Raw genomic sequence first — 19176 nt, 5'->3', positions numbered from 1 at the left:
GTGTGCGCGCAGGGGCTTCAGGTTCGGTTTACATGGACATGCTGTTGCGGATCAGGCCCACGGCCAGGCCTTCGATTTCAAAAGGCTCCTCGGAGCTCACGCGGATCACCGGGTAGTCGGGGTTTTCTGGCAGCAACTCCACCCCGCCGGCAGTCCGGCGCAGGCGCTTGACCGTGACATCGTCGCCCAGGCGGGCGACCACGATCTGGCCGTTGCGTGCTTCGCGGGTGGACTGCACGGCCAGCAGGTCTCCGTCCATGATGCCCGCGTCGCGCATGGACATGCCGCGCACGCGCAGCAGGTAGTCGGGCTTGGCCTGGAACAGGCTGGGCTCCACGGAGTAGGTCTGGTCGATATGTTCCTGGGCGAGAATGGGCGAGCCTGCAGCCACGCGGCCGACAAGAGGCAGGACCAGCGGGGCCAGAGCGGCCAGGGGCAGGGCAAAGCTGGAGCCTCTTGCCGCGTTGATGTTGCGCACGGTCTCGGCCTTGAGGCGTATGCCGCGCGAGGTACCGCTGACGAGTTCGATCACCCCTTTGCGTGCCAGGGCCTGCAAATGCTCTTCAGCCGCGTTGGCGGACTTGAAGCCCAGGGTGCTGGCGATTTCTGCACGTGTGGGTGGGGCGCCAGTGCGCGCAATGGCGGTTTGTATGAGATCCAGAATCTGCTGCTGGCGAGCGGTGAGCTTGGGATGGTCGAGCATGGCTGTGGCTTGGGGTTGTACGGGCAAGGCGACGTTGTCTGATAATTTGTACAGTAACTGTATTTTTAACCAGTTTTCATCGAGATGCAAGAGAGCAAGACAAGGCTGCTGATTCTTGGCACGGGTGGCACCATTGCAGGCCGCGCTGCAAGCCGCTCGCAGGGCGTGGGCTATCAGGCGGGCGAGATCGGAGTGGAGATGCTGCTCGATGGCCTGCCCGAGTTGAGGTCGCTTGCAAGAGGTGAGCTCGCGATGCAGCAACTGGCCCAGGTGGACAGCAAGGACATGAGCTGGAGCGTTTGGCGCGGTCTGCTGCAGGCCTGTGCCAGGGCTCTTGCCGATCCGCGGATCAAGGGCCTGGTGATTACCCATGGCACGGATACGCTGGAAGAAACCGCCTGGCTGTTGCAGCATGTACTGGCCGTGCACAAGCCCCTGGTGCTGACTTGCGCCATGCGGCCCGCCACGGCCCTGCTCGCCGACGGCCCGCAAAACCTCTGCGATGCCGTGGCCCTGGCGGCTAGCGGCGGGCGCTGCGGCGTCTGGGTGGTGGCAGCCTCGGAAGTGCATGCTGCGCAGCAGGTGCAAAAGGTCCACCCCTACCGGTTGACGGCCTTGCGCTCCTTTGAGGGTGGCCCGCATGCGGTGATCGAAGAGGGTGCCGTGCGCTGGCTGGTGCCTGCTGCAGAAAGTCCGCCGGCTCAGTCGCTCTGGCCCAAGGACCAGGCGGCTCTCGATTATTTGCTGAGCCTCGATGATCTGCCATGGGTGGAGGTGCTGGTCAGCGCTGCCCTGGCCCGGCCTCAGGCGCTGGAGGCCCTGATTCAGGCTGGCTTGCGCGGCCTGGTGCTGGTGGGCACGGGCAATGCCACCGTTCACCAGGCCCTGGAGCCTGTCTTGCAGCGCGCGCGGGAAAAAGGTCTGCGCATACGCCTGGCGACGCGCTGCCTGGAGGGCTTGCCCGTGGCCCAAGAGCAGCCGGGTCAGGCCGGCGCCGAAGGGGCTGAGCTGGCCCGCCAGCCCTGGCCCCAGGCGCGCATTGCGCTGATGCTGGAGCTGGCCCTGGAGGACTTCGGCAGGTCAACGGACTCGCTGCACCAACCGGCTTGAAACCGCACGGCAAGCAGCCCAGGTCATGGCAGTGTTGCAGCCATCACCGGTGCTGTGCAGAGCAGGTTTTCGATTTCGACACCCAGGTGACATCCACGGCGCAGGCAGGCTTGCACAATGAACGCTCTCGAGAGGCTCATGTCCAGGCTCCTTCAGGGCGCCGGCACAGCCAATCATCACTCATCACTTCATGCACAAATCGCGGCCCGGTGTGCGGCGCCATGGACAAGGAGACTTCACAATGACACGCAAGGTACAGCAACTTTTCAGCCTCGAGGGCAAGACCGCCCTGGTGACCGGTGGCTCGCGCGGTCTGGGCCTGCAGATGGCCCAGGCTCTGGGAGAGGCAGGCGCCAAAATCATGCTGACTTCCCGCAAGGCCGCCGACCTGGAGCAGGCCGCTGCCGAGCTCAAGGCCCAAGGCATCGAGGCCGACTGGATTGCCGCCGACTGCGCGAACGAAGCCGATATTGAGCGGCTGGCCACGGAAACCATGACCCGCATGGGCCATGTGGACATTCTGATCAACAACGCGGGCGCCAGTTGGGGGGCTCCCGCCGAGGACCATCCGACAGCCGCCTGGGACAAGGTCATGAACCTCAATGTGCGCGGCTATTTCCTGCTGAGCCAGCAGATCGCCAGGCGCAGCATGATTCCGCGCAAGAGCGGCCGCATCATCAACCTGGCCTCCATCGCCGGCCTGGGCGGCAACTCCAGAGGCATGAAGACCATTGCTTACAACACCTCCAAGGGCGCAGTCCTCAACTTCACGCGTGCCCTGGCCGGTGAATGGGGTATCTACGGCATCAGTGTGAACGCAATCTGCCCGGGCTTTTTCAAGACCAAGATGGCCGAGGTGCTGATCGAGACCCTGGGCGAGGATCAGATGAAGTCCCACGCGCCGCTGCGCCGCCTGGGCGATGATGAAGACCTCAAGGGCATCACCTTGCTGTATGCCAGCGATGCCGGCAAGCACATCACGGGCCAGTGGATGGCAGTGGACGGCGGCGTCAGCGCCCTGGTCGGTGGTTGATCACACCCTGGGCCGGCCTTTGGAAAAAACGAATGCGCTTTGTTCATCGCGGCTTGCAGCGCGGCTATGCTCGGCAGCTTTGTTGAGTTGAACTGGAGACATTTGTGCAAAGCTTTGGCCCCACCATTCCCTTCGTAGAGCATCTGGGATTCACGCTTCACAAGATGGAGGGCGGCGAATCCGAACTGCGCTACGAAGCTGCGCCCGAACACATGAACACCTTTGCCATGACCCATGGCGGCGCCCTGATGACGCTGCTGGACGTGGCCATGGCCGTGGCCGGGCGCAGCCTGGAGAGCGAGAACTTCGGCTGTGTGACCATAGAGATGAAGACCAGCTTCATGCAGCCCTCGCGCGGACCTCTGGTCGCCAAGGGACTGGTGCTGCACAGAACCCGGACCATGGCCTATACCGAGGGCCGGGTATTCGATGCCTCGGGCCGCCTTTGTTGCCATGCAACGGGCACCTTCAAATACATGCCGCGTGCGCCCAAGCCGGGGGCAGGGGGCGAGACAGCCATCGTCACCGATTGATGCATGCGCTCCGGCGCGGCCATCATGTACCACCTGCTTGCCAGGTTTGGTTAAATAGGGTTGTAGCGCTTTACTGACAAGCGCTGACAGCTATTATTTTTGAATATCAAGGAGACACAGCCATGCCATTGAATCAGCAAGTCCTGCTCGACAACCGCCCCGAGGGCGAGGCCGTGGAAAGCAACTTCCGCCTGGTGCAGACCGAAACCCCTGCGTTGAGCAAAGGCCAGGTGCTGGTGCGCCACCACTATCTGAGCCTGGATCCCTACATGCGCGGCCGCATGAACGACAGCAAGAGCTACGCCGAGCCCCAGCCTCTGGGCGAGGTCATGATTGGCGGCACCGTGGGCGAGGTCGTGGAGAGCCAGCACCCCAAGTACACACCTGGCGACAAGGTCGTGGGCATGGGCGGCTGGCAGGAGTACAGCGTGGTCGACGGCGACGTGCCGGGTGCGCTGCGCCGCGTGGACACCACGCATGTGCCGCTGTCCCATTACCTGGGTGCCGTGGGCATGCCGGGTGTGACTGCTTGGTATGGCCTGGTCAAGATCATTGCCCCCAAGGCGGGCGAGACCGTGGTGGTGAGCGCCGCCACGGGCGCCGTGGGCAGCGCTTTCGCGGCCCTGGCCAAGGCACGCGGCTGCCGTGTGGTCGGCATTGCGGGCGGCCCTGAAAAATGCAGCTACGCGACCGCAGAGCTGGGCTTTGATGCCTGCATAGACTATCGCGCCCACCCGGATGTGAAGACCATGTCCAAGGCGCTCAAAGAGGCCTGCCCGAATGGCATCGACGGCTACTTCGAAAACGTGGGCGGCTACATCCTCGATGCAGTCTTGCTGCGCACGAATGCCTTCGCTCGCCTTGCTCTGTGCGGAATGATTGCGGGCTACGACGGCCAGCCTCTGCCCATGGCCAATCCGGCGCTGATTCTCATCAACCGCCTCAAGCTCGAGGGCTTCATCGTCAGCGAGCACATGGAAGTCTGGGGTGAGGCCTTGGCCGAGCTCGGCGGCCTGGTCGCAGCCGGCAAGCTGCGTCCGCGCGAAAGCATTGCCCAGGGCCTGGCCTCGGCGCCTTCGGCATTTCTGGGCCTGCTCAAGGGCAAGAACTTCGGCAAGCAACTGGTGAAGGTCATCTAAACCCCTGCCAAGCAGCACCCCGCCCACTCTTCAGCAGGGGGCGACAGCTGGTCCAGGGCAAGCCTTGCTCGGCGCCCCTGGTCCGGGCGGGCCGCACCAGCTCCGCGAGCGGCGGCCCCTCGGGGATGACCTGCCCAGGACCTGGTGCCTCTTGCCTTGCTGGGGCACATGAACACAAGAGCAAAGGAGATAAGCATGATCAAGAACTTCAAGGGCAAGACGGCGGTATTGACAGGAGCGGGCTCGGGCTTCGGCCTGGAGTGCGCGCGCATTGCAGCACAGAAAGGCATGAACCTGGTGCTGGTCGATGTACAGCAGCAGGCTCTGGACCAGGCCGAGGCCGAACTCAAGCAGACAGGCGTTCGGGTCATGGCGCGCCGCGTCGATGTCTCCAAGGCCGAGCAGATGCAGGCCCTGGCCGATGAAGTCCAGAGCACGTTCGGAGCGCCGCACTTCGTCTTCAACAATGCAGGTGTGGGCTCGGGCGGCCTGGTCTGGGAAAACAGCGTGGCTGACTGGGAGTGGGTGCTGGGCGTCAACCTCTGGGGTGTGATCCATGGCGTGCGCCTGTTTACCCCGATGATGCTTCAGGCCGCCAAGACCGATCCCGATTTCGAAGGCCACATTGTGAACACGGCCAGCATGGCCGGCCTGCTGGCGCCGCCCAACATGGGCATCTACAACGTCAGCAAACATGCCGTCGTGAGCCTGAGCGAAACCCTCTACCAGGATCTGGCCCTGGTGTCGGACCAGATCAGTGCCAGCGTGCTGTGCCCGTATTTCGTGCCCACGGGCATCAGCCACAGCGAGCGCAACCGCCCTGGCGCTCTTGCCGCCCAGCCCCAGACCGCAAGCCAGAAGATAGGTCAGGCCATGACCGACAAGGCCGTGGTTTCCGGCAAGGTGACGGCGGCCGAGGTCGCGCAAAAAGTGTTCGATGCCCTGGTCGCCAACCAGTTCTACATCTACAGCCACCCACAGGCCCTGGGTTCGGTGCAGACGCGCATGGAGGATGTGGTCCAGGGGCGCAACCCCACGGATCCGTTTGCCCACAAGCCCGAGCTGGGGGAGAACCTGAAGGCGGCCCTGCGCGCAGGCGGCTGACAAAGAAGTGCATAAAGACGCGCATTGCCCAATGCGCGCTCAGTCGTCATCGCCGGCGCTCTGCTCCTGAAGCGGCTCGTCGGCGTCCGCTGTCCAGGGGCGGACCAGACGCACGACCAACAGGCTGGAGCGATTCATATCGGCTCGCGTCTGCAGACTCTCGAAATCGATGGCCCAGGCCTGCTGCGCCGACAGCCGGGAGCCCGGGCTCTGGCTGCCGCCTGCCACATGCGCATAGTCATAGGCATTGACGGAGCGCGTGCTCACGCTAGCCGAGCCGCTCCAGTGCCAGTCACGCGGGGCCTGGGGAAAGAGCTCCGCAGAGAGCCCTGGAGGTCGCGTATCCCGTGAGATCAGGCGGCGCAGCTCATTGATCCGGGGCAGCCGCCAGCGCTGCCCATCCTGCTGGCTGCGCTCGGCCGCGAGCTGCTGGGCCTGCTTGTGGCTCAGCAGCAGCGCAAATCCTGTACAGTGATGCCCGTTCCAGTGCATGCCTTCCACGCAACGCGGCCATAGCAGATGGGCCCGCCTGTCGATCACGAACAGGCCATCATCCGAGAGTTCGAACATGGCCCGGGCTTTCTCCTGGGCAGGCGCTTGTGGCTGCTGTGCGAATACGCATCCGGCTGCGGCCAGGCTGGCGGCGAGCACCAGCCTGCTGCCTTGGTGAAATGCATTTGAAACACAAGCACCAAGCCCTGTGGCACTGATGCCTGCAAGTCCGCGAAGTTGCAAATGGCTCAACATGGCACCCTCCTTGGCAAAACCGCAATCAATGCAGAGCAGATTCGCTATCTGCTGTAAGACTTTCAACTCCGTGGCCGATAAGGCCCACTTTCTTCATCGGCGCCATTGGCGAGTTTCTTGAATCGCAAGCGCCTTACTCTATGTCCTTATCTCCTGTTATCCGCCTGGCCCTGATCCTGGGTCTGCTATCCGCGATCGGCCCGTTCGCCATCGACATGTACTTGCCGGCTCTGCCTCAGATCGGCAGCAGCCTAGACGCCCAGGTTGGCGCCGTGCAGGCCAGTCTGACCGCCTTCTTCCTGTCGCTGGGCCTGGGGCAACTGCTCTATGGCCCGGTTTCGGACATGCTGGGGCGCAAACCCCCGCTGTACTTCGGCCTGGCCGTTTTTCTGCTCGCCAGCCTGGGCTGTGCGCTGGCTCCCAACATTCAAACGCTGATCGCCCTGCGCCTGGTCCAGGGCCTGGGGGCCGCAGCCTGCATGGCCATTCCCCGTGCCATCGTGCGCGATCTCTATACGGGCTACGAGGCGACACGCATGATGTCTCTGCTGATGCTGGTCTTCAGTGTTTCGCCGATTCTTGCGCCCCTGGCCGGCAGCGGGGTGATTGCGCTCAGCAGCTGGCGCGGCGTGTTCTGGGCCGTGGCTGTCGCAGCCTTGCTGGGCCTGGTGGCCGTGTTTTCCGTGCTCCAGGAAACGCGCGACAGCAAGGCCAGGATCAACAGCAGCCTGGGAGGCGCCTTCAATGCCTATGGAGTCCTGTTGCGCGACGGGCATTACCTGGGCTTGGTCTTCATCGGTGGCTGTGCGCTCGCAGGATTCTTTGTCTATCTTGCAGGCTCGCCGTTCGTGCTCATCAACCACTACGGCCTGAGCTCCACCCAGTACAGCCTGGCTTTCGCCATGAACGCGATCGCATTTGTCGGTTCGTCCCAGTTCACGGGCTGGTTGAGTCAGCGCCTGGGCTTGGTGCGCCTGGTGAAGATGGCGGCCAGTGCTTCGGGCGTGGTCATGAGCAGCCTGCTGCTGTATTACCTGCTCGGCGGTGACAGCCTGACGGTTCTTCTGAGCCTGTACTTTATCTGCAGTGCCCTGATGGGCCTGGTGATACCTACCACGTCCGTGCTCGCACTCGAAGAGCATGGTGCCATTGCGGGAACTGCTTCGGCCCTGCTGGGAACGCTGCAAATGCTCAGTGGTGCGGTTGCCATGCAGATCGTCGGGCTGTTCTCTTCGGGGCAGCCTCTGCCCATGGTTGCAGGTATGGCCACGGGAGCCTTGCTGGGCGTTGCCCTGACCTGGATCACCCTGGGAAAAGTACGAGGCTGAGCTGAGGCACTGTCGCATCTGTATCTGAGGGTCACGCTGACTCATCTGAGAACTGGCAGCCTGCATGAGCCGCAGCCAGAGCGGTTATGCATAATTGGTTACATTTGCGATAGATCTTTGGATGGCTGTTTTTGCCTGAGGCGCATTGCTTGACTTGCTTTACAAAGAAGAAATATGAGTCAAGCACAATGTTCTGGTTTATTAACGAATCTTCTTGTGTCGATCTATGCTTTTTGCCGAACCTTCTTCGCTGAGTTCGCGCCTGAGGGCGCTTTTTTGTTCCCAGCGCGGCAAAGAGCACGTTGCCTGGCGGCAAGATTATGGAAGCTTGCTGCTGGGCTGCTTGCTGGCTGCTGGCTTGCTGGGGGCCTGCACAAAAACAGCCGACTCGGCTGCGCCCTCGACCCAGAAGGCTGCGCAAGTCGGGGTGATCACCCTGAAAAAGCAAAGCCAGCAGCTTGATGTGAGCCTGCCAGGGCGTACGCGAGCCTTTCTCACGGCCGAGGTCAGGCCTCAGGTCTCGGGCATTTTGCAAAAGCGCTTGTTCACCGAAGGTGCGGTGGTGCGCCAGGGGCAGCCGCTCTATCAGATCGATGCAGCCATGCTGAGTGCCGCCGAGGCCAGCGCCCAGGCAGCTTTGGCAAGAGCCCAGGCCAGCGCCCGGACTCTTGCCTCGACGGCCCAGCGCAATGCCGAGCTGGTGAAGATTCATGCGGTGAGCCAGCAGGTGCACGAAGAGAGCCAGGCCGCAGCCGCTCAGGCACGCTCGGATGTGGCCGTAGCCCAGGCAAGTCTCGACAGTGCGCGCATCAATCTCAAGTACAGCCGCATAGAGGCTCCGATCAGCGGACGCATCAGCCTTTCGAATGTGACCCCGGGAGCGCTGGTCACCGCCAACCAGGCCGATGCCTTGACTTCCATTGTTCAGCTTGACCCCATGTATGTGGACTTCACCCAATCGAGCAGCGAACTGGTGGCACTCAAGCGCGACTGGGAGGCAGGCCGCTTCCAGAGAATCGATGGAAACAAGTTGCCTGTGCGCATCCGCCTTGACGATGGCAGCGACTACGCGCATGCGGGCCTGCTGCAGTTCTCGGGCATGATCGTCAACCCCAGCACTGGCAGTGTGACGCTGCGTGCCGAAGTGCCCAACCCCGAAGGCCTGCTGATGCCCGGCATGTATGTTCAAGCCTTGCTGCCAACAGGGCTTGCGCCCGAGGCCCTGCTTATTCCGCAGCGTGCGGTGACGCGCGACCTCACGGGCAGGGCAAGCGTGTTCGTGATCGGCGAGGATGGCGTGGTCGAGAGCCGTCCCGTGGAGATCGAGCGTGCCGTAGGCAATCAATGGCTGATCGAGAGCGGGCTGAATGCAGGTGAGCGCGTCATGGTGGACGGCTTTCAGCGTGTCAAGCCTGGCGACAAGGCAACGCCCCTGGAGTTGGAGCTGCAAGCCGGAACTGGCGCCAAACCCGGAGCAGGAGGGCAGCCGGCCGCAGCGCCTGCAGCAGGAGATGACAAAGCACCAGCCCGCGTGGCAACTGCACGCTGAGCGGGGCTAGACACACATGGCTCAGTTCTTCATCAGCCGGCCCATTTTTGCCTGGGTCATCGCCATCATCATCATGCTTGGCGGGGCGCTATCCATCTTCACGCTGCCGCTGGAGCAATACCCGGATATCGCGCCCCCGCGCGTGACCATAGGTTCTCAGTACACAGGAGCTTCGGCCGAGACCGTGGAGAACTCGGTGACCCAGATCATCGAGCAGCAACTCAAGGGCATAGACAACATGCTCTATATGAGCTCCACCTCGGATGCTGCAGGCCGCTCGCGCACCACGCTGACGTTTACACCGGGCACGAATATCGACGTTGCCCAGGTGCAGGTGCAAAACAAGCTGCAATCGGCGCTCAACCGCATGCCCGAAGCCGTCAAAAGCCGGGGCGTGTTCGTGAACAAGGGCGGCCAGGATTATCTGGTCACCTACAGCTTCTTCTCCAACGACCCGGCCATGAGCCAGGTCGACATCGGCGACTACCTGACCAGCAATCTGGTGGACGTGATCGGCCGCCTGGACGGCGTGGGTGATGTGAGCGTCTTCGGCACCAACTATGCGATGCGCATCTGGATGGATCCGGCCAAGATGGAGAAGTACGCGCTGATGCCCTCGGATCTGGTGACGGCGCTCAATGCCCAAAATGCCCAGGTCTCGGCAGGCCAGCTCGGAGCCTTGCCCTCGGTTCCCGGTCAGGAGCTCAACGCAACGATTACTGCACGCACCAAGCTCAAGACCGTGGAGCAGTTCGAGGCCATCGTGCTCAAGTCGGACCCGGATGGTTCGGTGGTCACGATCCAGGATGTGGCTCGCGTCGAGTTGGGTGCGGAAAACCTCACCGTCAAGTCCAAGCTCAATGGCATGCCAGGCGCGGGCATGGGCATTGTGCTGGCGGACGGCGCCAATGCCATGGAAGTCTCGGATGCGATCGCCGCCAAGCTGGCCGAGCTCAAGCCATTCTTCCCGAATCAGATCGATTATTTCGTGAGCTCCGACTCCACGCCTTTTGTGCGCGCCTCCATCAAGGAAGTGCTGGGGGCTCTGGGCGAAGCCATGGTGCTGGTGGTGATCGTGATGTTCGTCTTTCTGCAGAACTTCCGCGCCACGCTAATTCCCGCGATTGCCGTTCCTGTGGTGCTGCTCGGTACCTTCGGGGTGCTGGCGCTGGCCGGGTACTCCATCAATACACTGACCATGTTCGCCATGGTGCTGGCCATCGGCCTGCTTGTTGACGATGCCATCGTCGTCGTGGAGAACGTGGAGCGCGTCATGCACGAAACCGGGCTGAGCCCGAAGGAGGCCACGCGCCAGTCCATGCGCGAGATCACGCCGGCCCTGGTGGGCATTGGCGTGACGCTGTCGGCCGTGTTCGTGCCCATGGCGTTTTTTGCAGGCTCCACGGGCGTGATCTATCGCCAGTTCTCCATCACCATTGTTGCCGCCATGGCGTTCTCGGTGTTCGTGGCGCTGACGCTCACGCCGGCCTTGTGCGCCACCTTGCTCAAGAATACGGGCCCTGCAGGTCATGCAAAAACGATTCGCAAAGGGCCTCTGGGACTGATGGACCGGTTCTTCCGCTGGTTCAACCACCACTTCGATGCCACGGCAGCCCGTTACCAGGGAACGGTCGCCTATACGCTGCGCCGCACCAAGCGCATGGTGCTTCTGTTCATCGTCATCTGCGGGGCCGTCTGGCTGCTCATGAACAAGCTGGCGACCTCGTTTTTGCCCGACGAAGACCAGGGCTTTGTCTATGTGAGTGTGAACCTGCCTTCGGGTGCAGCCGACGCACGGCTGCAAAGCGTGCTCGATCAGGTGCACGAATATTTCGCCAGGCAGCCCGATGTGGTCAGCTTCAACCAGGTCTCGGGCCTCAATGGCGACCAGAGCTCGGCACGTGGCTTTGTGCGGCTCAAGCCCTGGGATGAACGGCCTGCCGCAGATCAATCCGCTGCTGCCATTGCGCACAAGGCCACCCAGGATCTGGCCTCGATTCGCGATGCGCGTGTCCTGGTGCTGCTGCCTCCTGCTGTGCGAGGACTGGGGTCGAGTTCGGGCTTCAACTTCATGATCAAGGACATGAATGGCCTGGGCCACCAGGCCTTGCTGGAGGCCAAGGACAAGTTTCTCGCCGAGGCGCGCCGCCACCCTGAGCTCACAGGCCTGCGCATGACCAATCTCGAGGATGCAAGCGAGTTGCGCCTGAGCATTGATGATCGCAAGGCTGCGGCTCTGGGCCTGTCCTATACCGACATCAACAGCGTGCTCTCCAGCGCCCTGGGTGGAACCTATGTGAACGACTTTCTCAACAACGAGCGCGTCAAGCGCGTCTATATCCAGGGCGATGCGCCATACCGCATGCTGCCCCAGGATATTTCCAGCTGGACGGTTCGCAACAACAAGGGCGAAATGGTGCCTTTCGGCTCCTTCTCCAGCAGCCACTGGGCCTATGGCTCGCCCCAGCTCATGCGCTACAACGGCAATCCGGCCTATGAAATCGAGGGCAGGGCGACTCCTGGCGTGAGCTCGGGCAAGGCCATGCAGATCGTGGAAGATATTCTGAACACCTTGCCATCAGGCATTGGCTACGAATGGATTGGCGCCTCGCTGCAGGAGCGCCAATCGGGCGCCCAGGCCCCGCTGCTGTATGCGATCTCCATACTCTTTGTGTTCCTGTGCTTGGCCGCACTCTACGAAAGCTGGACGGTTCCCCTGTCGGTCATGCTGGCTGTCCCTCTGGGCGTGGTCGGGGCCTTGCTTGCCACACATCTGCGGGGTCTCACGAACGACGTTTACTTCCAGGTGGGCCTGCTGACCACGGTGGGCTTGGCTTCCAAGAACGCGATTCTCATCGTCGAGTTTGCAGTGCAACTGCAAGAACAGGGCAAGAGCATCTTCGACGCCGTGGTGGCGGCCGTGCGCCTGAGGCTGCGGCCCATCTTGATGACCTCCCTGGCCTTCGGCTTTGGCGTCATTCCTCTGGCCATCGGCACGGGCGCAGGCGCAGGCGGGCGCAATGCAATCGGCACGGCCGTGCTCGGCGGCATGCTGGCCAGCACGCTGCTGGGCATCTTTCTCGTCCCCGTGTTTTTCCTGCTAATACGCAGCTGGTTCAAGAGCCGTTCGCGCACCGATGACTCGCGCACCGATGACGACAGCCATACACCATCTTCTCAGGCAGAGCCAGCCGGGAAGGGGACGGCATGAGAGACTTCATGGATTACCTGAGCAGACTATCGCTTCGTCCCCCTGCCATGGCCTGTGCTTTGCTGGCCTTGAGCTTGAGCGCTTGCAACCTGGCGCCAGTCCTTCCACAGCCGTCGGCCGGAATGCCCACGGCTGTGGACGGGGAGGGCGTACAGGCAAGCCCGATTTTTGCAAGCGAGCAGAGCCTGGAGCAAGCCAATGCCTTGAACTGGGTGAAGTCGCCTCGACTGGCCGAGGTCATCGCACTCGCGCTCAGCCATAACCGCGACTTGCGTGTGGCTGTGGCCAATATGGAAAAAGCCAGAGCCCAGTACGGCATCACCTCGGCAGCGCAACTGCCCACGGTCAATGCTCAGGCCCAGGGCAGCCGCAGCCGCTCTGCTGCTGATCTCTCAAGCAATGGTCAAGCCGCGATTTCGGAGCAATACACAGCGCAGCTGGGGTTTGCCAGCTTCGAGCTCGATCTCTGGGGGCGCCTGCGCAACCTCAGTGAAGCCGGGCTACAGCAGTTTCTCCAGAGCCAGGCAAACCAGCGCAATGTGCAAATCGGCTTGATTGCAGATACAGCGACGGCCTGGCTGAATCTGGCAGCCAACCTGGATCGCCTGCAACTGGCGCAAGATACCCTGACCACGCGTGAACAATCGGTGGATCTCACCAGCCAGATGTTCAAGCTGGGGGCGGCCACAGGCTTAGCCGTGGCGCAAAGCTTGGCTCTGCGCGACGCCTCTCAGGGAGAGGTCTTTCTCTACGAAGCCGAAGTGCAACGCAGCCGCAATGCTCTTCAGTTGCTGACCGGCGGACCAGTCCCTGAGGATCTGCTGCCCGATCAAGATGCCACGGCAAAGGGCCAGGCCCTGGGCCCGATCTCCCCCGTACCGCCCGACATCTCTTCAGGCGTGCTTTTGCAACGCCCCGACATACTGGCAGCAGAACACAACCTGCGCGCCATGAATGCCAGCATAGGTGCCGCTCGGGCCAACCTGTTTCCGACGATAAGCCTCACGGCCAGCGTGGGAAGCGGTAGCCGCGAGCTCGACCAGCTGTTTGCCGGGGGCAACCGCACCTGGAGCTTTATCCCCTTGATAAAGCTGCCGATCTTTGACGGCGGAGCCAATCGTGCCGGAGTGGAAGTCGCCCAGGCCAATCAGCAGATTGCACTGGCCCAGTATGAAAAAACGGTACAGACGGCGTTTCGCGAAACAGCAGATGCGCTGCTGGATCAGAAGCAATGGGCCTTACGCCACGCGACACAAAAAAGCCAGGTCCAAGCCTCGCAAAAAGTGCTGGACCTATCGCAAGCACTTTTCACGGCAGGCTCGGATAACTATTTATCCGTTCTTGATGCCCAGCGCAGCCTGTATACCGCTCAGCAGACGCTGATCAGCCTGCGCCTGTCTGAGCAGTTGAACCGCGTGACGCTTTGGAAGGTCCTGGGTGGAGAGCTAGCCTGAAGCTGGATCTCCACAGTATTTCAAAGTCGGATGGAGGCTTCTCAAGAAGCGCCAGACTCGCTGTCAAACAAGCGGGCAGCTTTGTTATTGAGCGCCGTATCGGCGCGAAAGTAACCTAGTACCGTATTTACGCTTTGGTGCCCAGTCAATGCCATGGTGTCTGGCAACGGCACATTCTGACGCCCGGCTTCGGTCACGAAGCCTGAACGCAGCGAATGGGCCGAGAAATTACCCTCAATGCCTGCCAACGCACAGCGCTGCAGCACGATGTTGCGTACGGCCGCAGGCGACAAGGGCTCACCCAAATGTCCACCCTTGCGTATACGCCGAAAAATAGCGCCCTCACGAATCCCCGAGGCCTGCAGCCACTGCCTCAATGCCAAAGCGGCCCGGCCTGTCACAGGCTTGTGATTTTCTGGAGCATCTAGTCCACTTTGATTGGTCTTGGAGAGGTGCAGCGTATAAACAAAGTCCTGCTCTCCCACGGAACGCAGATACTGCATCTGGGCCGAGCTGACTTCGGAACGGCGCCTCCCTCCACTGGCCCAGGCAAACAGCAGCAAGGCCCTATCGCGCAAACCGCGCAAGCTGTCATCGCAAGTTGCAAGCAATAGCTCCAGCACATCGCGTGTCAGAGCATCTTTCTTGTCGGGATGCTGACCACGCCGCGCATAAGCCTTGCGTGTGCGCGACATCAGCTCACGCACGGCCACATCTTGGCAGGGATTAGGCAGCCCATGGACCTGATGCGCCTTGGAAAGTACAGCCATACGATGCACCAAGGTGCTATGTGCAGGCGGTCCTTTTTTTCCTTTGTAGCCTGCATCGACCAGGGCCTGGTCAAGAGAAGAGGGCATTTCACACATCAGTCCTGCAGCAGTTTGCCTTTGTGCATGGTCGACGATGAACTGCAACACACATGCAACTCCGAGTGGGAGTCTGAGTTGCTGCCCGAAACGCAGCACATGCCAAGCCGCCCAATAGCGCAGCGCACTCTGATAGCTGGATCGCGTATTGGGAGACTCTCCCTCGCGCATGAGATCGCTCACAGCCTGCTGGATTCCTGGTTGGAGCGCTATTCCAGGAGTAGAGACCTCTTGAAGCAGAAGAGCTTGCTCATCTTTTTTGGCCATCAAAACTGAAGGCGGTGAGGAACTGAAGTTCATGCGCCATTGTCTCCCGTGATCAAGACAGCACCTCAGTTGCAGGATTTTCAGGTTGCCGGACAAGCTCTTTCCGACTCTTTTGCGAACTGAATCCTGTAATGTGGCTTTGTTATCTATATGCAATACATATCATGTGTGATATATTACAAAATACAGTTATAACTAGCGATAACAAACACTTATCGTCACTTATTTTGAGAGAGTCTCAGATATGCAAAAAACAAGTAGCCGAGGCGTGCAGGAAGCCGATGTCTGGGCAGCCGCTGATGCCTTGATAGCCCAGGGCCTGCGCCCAACGATTGAGCGCGTACGCCAACACATAGGAAGAGGCTCACCCAACACCGTCAGCCCCATGCTGGAAACCTGGTTTGCCACCTTGGGGCAGCGCCTGGGTGTGGCAGCCGGACAGAGTGAGTCCGTCGCCTCGCCGATTCCCGATCCTGTGCAACGCCTTGCCCAGGAGCTCTGGAGCACAGCCCAGCAAGAAGCCATGGAAGCCGCGCACAAAGCGCTTGAGCTGCGCGAAACCCTATTGCAAACAGCCCAGCAAGAGCACGAGGCCCAGCAAGAACAACTGAGCCAAAGAGAAGTCGCCATGCAAGCCCAGAAGGAGGCCATGGATCAGGCACTGCAGGTAGCCCAGACTCAGTCCAAGGATTTATCACGGCGACTCGATGAAATGCAGCAACAGTTGCAGGACCGCGATCAGCGTCTGGAAGAAATGCGCGACGTCTTGAGTGAAACGGCAAGGCAGAGAGAAGACTTGCTGAACAAGCATGGCCAGGAAATACAGACCGCAGCCCAGGAGCGTCAGCGCCTGGCCGAGCAATACGCCGGCAATGAAAGACACATGCTCAACGAGCTTGACCGAGCACGCCAAGAGCTGGCTGCAGCGCGTAAGACAGCGGCCGAGCAGGAACGCAAGGCCGATGCAAAACTCCAGGACTTGCTCTCACGGCACGATAGCCTTGAACAGGAAACACTGAGTCTGCACGCCCAACTGCAATCCGCCCAGAATATGGCAGCTCTCGCCCAGCAGCGGGCATCTGATCTCAAGAGCCTGCTCGAAGCCCAGCGCTCCTCAAGCGGCAACAGCCCCGACAAAACCAGCCTCGCCACAACCCGCAGATCCATGTCACGCATACGTGATCGCCGAACGCTGCGTTAGGACGCATGCATCTTTTAGCTTGCCGCAACTCCCCACCTAGTTCGCGTTGCGTGATGCCTGCAGAGCAGGGCGGTAGTCAGTCAAATCTACTGTAAACGCTCTGTCCTATGATTCGGCTAGGAGAGATGAAATATGGGTATTCAGGATAGGGATTACTGGCGCGAACGCTATAGAGCACGAAGAAATGTGAACCCAGGTCAATGGCGGCCAGATGAGCGCAGACCTTCATATATCGATTTTCGACCACCAAAAAACAATGAGCCAAGTTTTATTGGCAAGATTTTTCTGACGATTTTCGTAGCTTTGATTTGTGTACTTGTTTATAGAGGTGCGAAAGACCGCCTGTCCAGGCCGGAGCCAGTGCGAGAAACAGCAGTGCAGCGCTCAGATGCGCCATCTTCTGCTCCAGCTCAGACAACCAGTCGCAGTGTAGAGCCGCCTGTAGTGCGGGTTCCAGCGAATACAGGGCAGGTTTATCGCTGTGGCAATACCTACAGCAATCAACCTTGCGAAGGCGACAGGTCGGTCAATGTCAGCATTGCTGCTCCTGCCTTCGGCGGGGCTTCGGGAATGCGTGAGATTTACCTCTGCAAAGATATTTATGACAGGCTGTATTGGGAAAGCAGCCCGTGCTCGTTAAATAACCGAATGATGCAGCGCATTGCGAGTGTGCCAGCCGATATTCCTTGGGAGCAGCAAGTAGCCGTTGCGGAGCAGCAGTGGGCTAAGGCCAGATCCATAGCGTCCGAACAGATTGTGCCTGTAGTTCCACAGCAAGCAGCAGGTAAAGCAAATGCGGCAGAGTGCCAAGCTCTTGAGGAGCGAGTAAATTGGCTGGATTCTTTGGGGCGTGTTGGTGGTGGAGGTTACACAATGGACTGGATTCGTGAGCAGCGACGTTTGGCGCGTGATCGCCAATTTCGCATTGGCTGCTAGGTGTCGCATCCCGGATTGCCGGTGTACGCAACGCCACGCCGACGTTGCCAGCGACAGGACCTGCTGACGCTGACCTCCGGCAACTCACATGACAAGCGCACGGATAGCGGTGCTTCATTTGCTCAATCCAGGCGTACTGAGAATGTGCTGATGCACGAAACATCAAGTTACGCCCATACAAAGTATGATCGACACTTGGGCGCAAACAATCTGCGCAGCATGCGATTAAACATAATATACATCGTATCTAGTTAAACAGAAGCTCGGTATCCGGCGCCATGACCGCGATACCCGCCTCCAGCTTGCCCGCAGCTTCCGTGTCATGTACCGGAGTCTGGGCATGGATCTGCACGCCTGCGCGCAGTTTCTTCACGTGTCGACCCGGACTGTACATAACTGGGAGTCCGGCAAGCACGACATCCCGTATGCCACCTACAAGCTGCTGAGGTTACTCAATCGCATGGAGCTGCCTGGCCAGTCCTGGCAAGGATGGTGCTTCTACGGCAACAAACTGATTTCGCCCGAAGGACGCTCGTTCGAAGGCAAGGACAGCAACTGGTGGGGTCTCCTGGTGCTTCGGGCCAGGATGTGCAGCGAGTTTCAGGAGAAGTTGCGAGCAGCTGAAGCTGCACGAAGGGGCCCCGCTTGCGGGGAAGCATCGGGCAGCTTCAGCGGGCTTGAAATGAGTGAAGTACCTGTAACACTTCACTTTAGTCTCACCAGTGACACAGATACCCGTTCTGCAGCTGCCGGATTGACGTTTCCTGTAACACGTCAATCAAGTCTCACTCATGAGAATTTTTGCCTAAAAAACGGGCAATCAGACGCCGTCAATTCTGACTTGCAGGAGGCCGCATGACCTCTATGCATGTCCAACATCAGCAAGCCTACCTAAAGCGCAAACGTGCCGGCATGAATCGCTCGATTGCAGCTTGGGACGGCCTGACCACGGCCAAGGCTCAGGAGCTGGCCAAGGCCGCCTACAAGGCCGTTACCTGGCACTACAGGGCCTCGACCGCCGCTGATGCGTCGGCGCTGCGTGTTGACCTGGTCAAAGCCTTTGCAGCCCTTTTGGCTCGCCAGGACGGTGATCACCACGCTGCAGCCTGGCTGGATGCCTGGATGGCTGACATGCCTTCCACCTGGACAGCCCAGTACCCGCTGTACAGCCTTCCCCAGTCTGGGGAGGTACCCAATGCGTGAGCTGATGCTGCATCTGCTGCCAATGGCGGCCGCGTGGCTGACCTGGCAGGGAACGACGCCCCTGCCCTCGATCTGCGATCCGCCAGTGGCGGTCAAGGAAATAAAAGCGGGGCGCTTCGCTGTTACTGGCAGCTGGCACCCCTGACCGATTCACAGTTAAAGAGGAACTGAAAATGGCTGATCAAGAGTTTAAAGCAGCTCAGGCTGCATGGATGAACATCGTTGCTGGTGCTGAAACAGCTCTGCTGGAGAGCAAGACTCTGCAGCAATTGCAGCAAGGTGCGGCACTGCTTCTTCGTGTGGCCAGGGCTGATGAAAGGCCTGAGGCTCGCATAGTCGTAGCCTGGCTGGAAAGCATGGGGCTCTCGACCTCACTGGGCCTTGCGGCTCTGGAGGTTGAGGGACTATGAGCCGCTTCACCGACCAGCTCTACCGCACCTGGCTGGGCCAAAACGGCTATTCAGGCCCTCACCGCTCGACCCGTGGGGGTATGGGGGGTGTGCCCCCCATGTCAAACCAGCAGCGTCCGATAACCGCTGAAAAAGAATCGCGTGGCCGAGCTGCTGCAAATGACGATTCGTATTCGCGCCCTGATAAACAGGGTTTCGGTTATGTGGACAACATTATAAAAAACGACCCATCCTCTTTTTTTAAGAGCGAATGAAGATTATTATCTTGTCAAGACAAAATAATGGCTTATACATCGTATCTAGTTAAACAGAAGCTCGGTATCCGGCGCCATGACCGCGATACCCGCCTCCAGCTTGCCCGCAGCTTCCGTGTCATGTACCG

20 protein-coding genes are annotated in these 19176 nt (G+C 60.4%); 17 read left to right on the top strand and 3 right to left on the bottom strand.

Annotation, left to right across the window (positions count from 1 at the left end; genetic code table 11):
- Window positions 1-28 precede the first annotated feature (28 nt).
- On the bottom strand, window positions 29-703 hold the full coding sequence (gene lexA, locus G486_RS0113260) for a transcriptional repressor LexA (protein WP_027015972.1): 675 nt from the start codon (window positions 701-703) through the stop codon (window positions 29-31).
- An 84-nt stretch (window positions 704-787) separates the two neighbouring features.
- On the opposite strand from lexA, the gene G486_RS22310 reads away from it, so the two are divergent.
- From G486_RS22310 to G486_RS0113235, 5 genes are all read left to right on the top strand, one after another.
- Window positions 788-1813 (top strand): asparaginase, encoded by a 1026-nt coding sequence (locus G486_RS22310; protein ID WP_051303502.1) that lies wholly within the window; start codon window positions 788-790, stop codon window positions 1811-1813.
- 241 nt (window positions 1814-2054) lie between these two features.
- Entirely contained in the window at window positions 2055-2846 is a 792-nt protein-coding gene (locus G486_RS0113250; RefSeq protein WP_027015971.1) for an SDR family oxidoreductase, read from the top strand.
- A 104-nt stretch (window positions 2847-2950) separates the two neighbouring features.
- On the top strand, window positions 2951-3379 hold the full coding sequence (locus G486_RS0113245) for a PaaI family thioesterase (protein WP_027015970.1): 429 nt from the start codon (window positions 2951-2953) through the stop codon (window positions 3377-3379).
- Window positions 3380-3501: 122 nt separating this feature from the next.
- Window positions 3502-4518: an NADP-dependent oxidoreductase gene (locus G486_RS0113240; RefSeq protein WP_027015969.1), complete on the top strand. Its 1017-nt coding sequence runs from the start codon at window positions 3502-3504 to the stop codon at window positions 4516-4518.
- Window positions 4519-4713: 195 nt separating this feature from the next.
- A complete protein-coding gene (locus G486_RS0113235; protein ID WP_027015968.1) occupies window positions 4714-5622 on the top strand; it encodes an SDR family oxidoreductase in 909 nt (302 codons plus the stop codon).
- Between the two features lie 39 nt (window positions 5623-5661).
- On the opposite strand, the gene G486_RS22305 is transcribed toward G486_RS0113235, so the two are convergent.
- Complete coding sequence (locus G486_RS22305) at window positions 5662-6192, bottom strand: Lcl C-terminal domain-containing protein (protein ID WP_051303514.1); 531 nt, start codon at window positions 6190-6192, stop codon at window positions 5662-5664.
- A gap of 317 nt (window positions 6193-6509) precedes the next feature.
- On the opposite strand from G486_RS22305, the gene G486_RS0113225 reads away from it, so the two are divergent.
- From G486_RS0113225 to G486_RS0113210, 5 genes are all read left to right on the top strand, one after another.
- Window positions 6510-7697 (top strand): multidrug effflux MFS transporter, encoded by a 1188-nt coding sequence (locus G486_RS0113225; protein WP_027015967.1) that lies wholly within the window; start codon window positions 6510-6512, stop codon window positions 7695-7697.
- Between the two features lie 174 nt (window positions 7698-7871).
- Window positions 7872-8159, top strand: a complete 288-nt coding sequence (locus G486_RS24570) for a hypothetical protein (protein WP_245587327.1) — start codon at window positions 7872-7874, stop codon at window positions 8157-8159.
- Entirely contained in the window at window positions 8041-9246 is a 1206-nt protein-coding gene (locus G486_RS22300; protein ID WP_245587325.1) for an efflux RND transporter periplasmic adaptor subunit, read from the top strand. The genes G486_RS24570 and G486_RS22300 overlap by 119 nt, the downstream gene beginning before the upstream one ends.
- A gap of 16 nt (window positions 9247-9262) precedes the next feature.
- On the top strand, window positions 9263-12457 hold the full coding sequence (locus G486_RS22295) for an efflux RND transporter permease subunit (protein WP_051303500.1): 3195 nt from the start codon (window positions 9263-9265) through the stop codon (window positions 12455-12457).
- 8 nt (window positions 12458-12465) lie between these two features.
- On the top strand, window positions 12466-13911 hold the full coding sequence (locus G486_RS0113210) for an efflux transporter outer membrane subunit (RefSeq protein WP_245587321.1): 1446 nt from the start codon (window positions 12466-12468) through the stop codon (window positions 13909-13911).
- A 41-nt stretch (window positions 13912-13952) separates the two neighbouring features.
- Here G486_RS0113210 and G486_RS22290 read toward each other — a convergent pair whose 3' ends face one another.
- Complete coding sequence (locus G486_RS22290; protein ID WP_407059798.1) at window positions 13953-15077, bottom strand: site-specific integrase; 1125 nt, start codon at window positions 15075-15077, stop codon at window positions 13953-13955.
- Window positions 15078-15288: 211 nt separating this feature from the next.
- On the opposite strand from G486_RS22290, the gene G486_RS0113200 reads away from it, so the two are divergent.
- The 7 genes from G486_RS0113200 to G486_RS24035 all read left to right on the top strand — a co-directional run bounded on the left by G486_RS0113200 (window position 15289) and on the right by G486_RS24035 (window position 19048).
- Window positions 15289-16245: a DNA-binding protein gene (locus G486_RS0113200; RefSeq protein WP_027015965.1), complete on the top strand. Its 957-nt coding sequence runs from the start codon at window positions 15289-15291 to the stop codon at window positions 16243-16245.
- 132 nt (window positions 16246-16377) lie between these two features.
- A complete protein-coding gene (locus G486_RS24045) occupies window positions 16378-17181 on the top strand; it encodes a tail fiber assembly protein (protein ID WP_156920030.1) in 804 nt (267 codons plus the stop codon).
- A 340-nt stretch (window positions 17182-17521) separates the two neighbouring features.
- Complete coding sequence (locus tag G486_RS23600; RefSeq protein WP_169728596.1) at window positions 17522-18040, top strand: VC1465 family Xer recombination activation factor; 519 nt, start codon at window positions 17522-17524, stop codon at window positions 18038-18040.
- Window positions 18037-18384 carry a hypothetical protein gene (locus tag G486_RS0113190; RefSeq protein ID WP_156920029.1) on the top strand — a complete coding sequence of 116 codons (348 nt, stop codon included), beginning with the start codon at window positions 18037-18039 and terminating at the stop codon, window positions 18382-18384. The genes G486_RS23600 and G486_RS0113190 overlap by 4 nt, the downstream gene beginning before the upstream one ends.
- Window positions 18377-18529, top strand: coding sequence for a hypothetical protein (locus G486_RS24040; protein WP_156920028.1), 153 nt, complete (start codon window positions 18377-18379; stop codon window positions 18527-18529). Before G486_RS0113190 ends, G486_RS24040 begins: the two co-directional genes overlap by 8 nt.
- 28 nt (window positions 18530-18557) lie before the next feature.
- Window positions 18558-18794 (top strand): hypothetical protein, encoded by a 237-nt coding sequence (locus G486_RS0113180; RefSeq protein WP_027015963.1) that lies wholly within the window; start codon window positions 18558-18560, stop codon window positions 18792-18794.
- On the top strand, window positions 18791-19048 hold the full coding sequence (locus G486_RS24035; RefSeq protein WP_156920027.1) for a hypothetical protein: 258 nt from the start codon (window positions 18791-18793) through the stop codon (window positions 19046-19048). Before G486_RS0113180 ends, G486_RS24035 begins: the two co-directional genes overlap by 4 nt.
- The last annotated feature ends 128 nt before the right edge of the window (window positions 19049-19176 follow it).

It is taken from the genome of Comamonas composti DSM 21721 (genome assembly GCF_000429845.1).
Lineage (GTDB): Bacteria > Pseudomonadota > Gammaproteobacteria > Burkholderiales > Burkholderiaceae_C > Comamonas > Comamonas composti.
The sequence above is the reverse complement of the archived record's forward strand: the minus strand, read 5'-3'. Positions and strand labels throughout refer to the sequence as shown.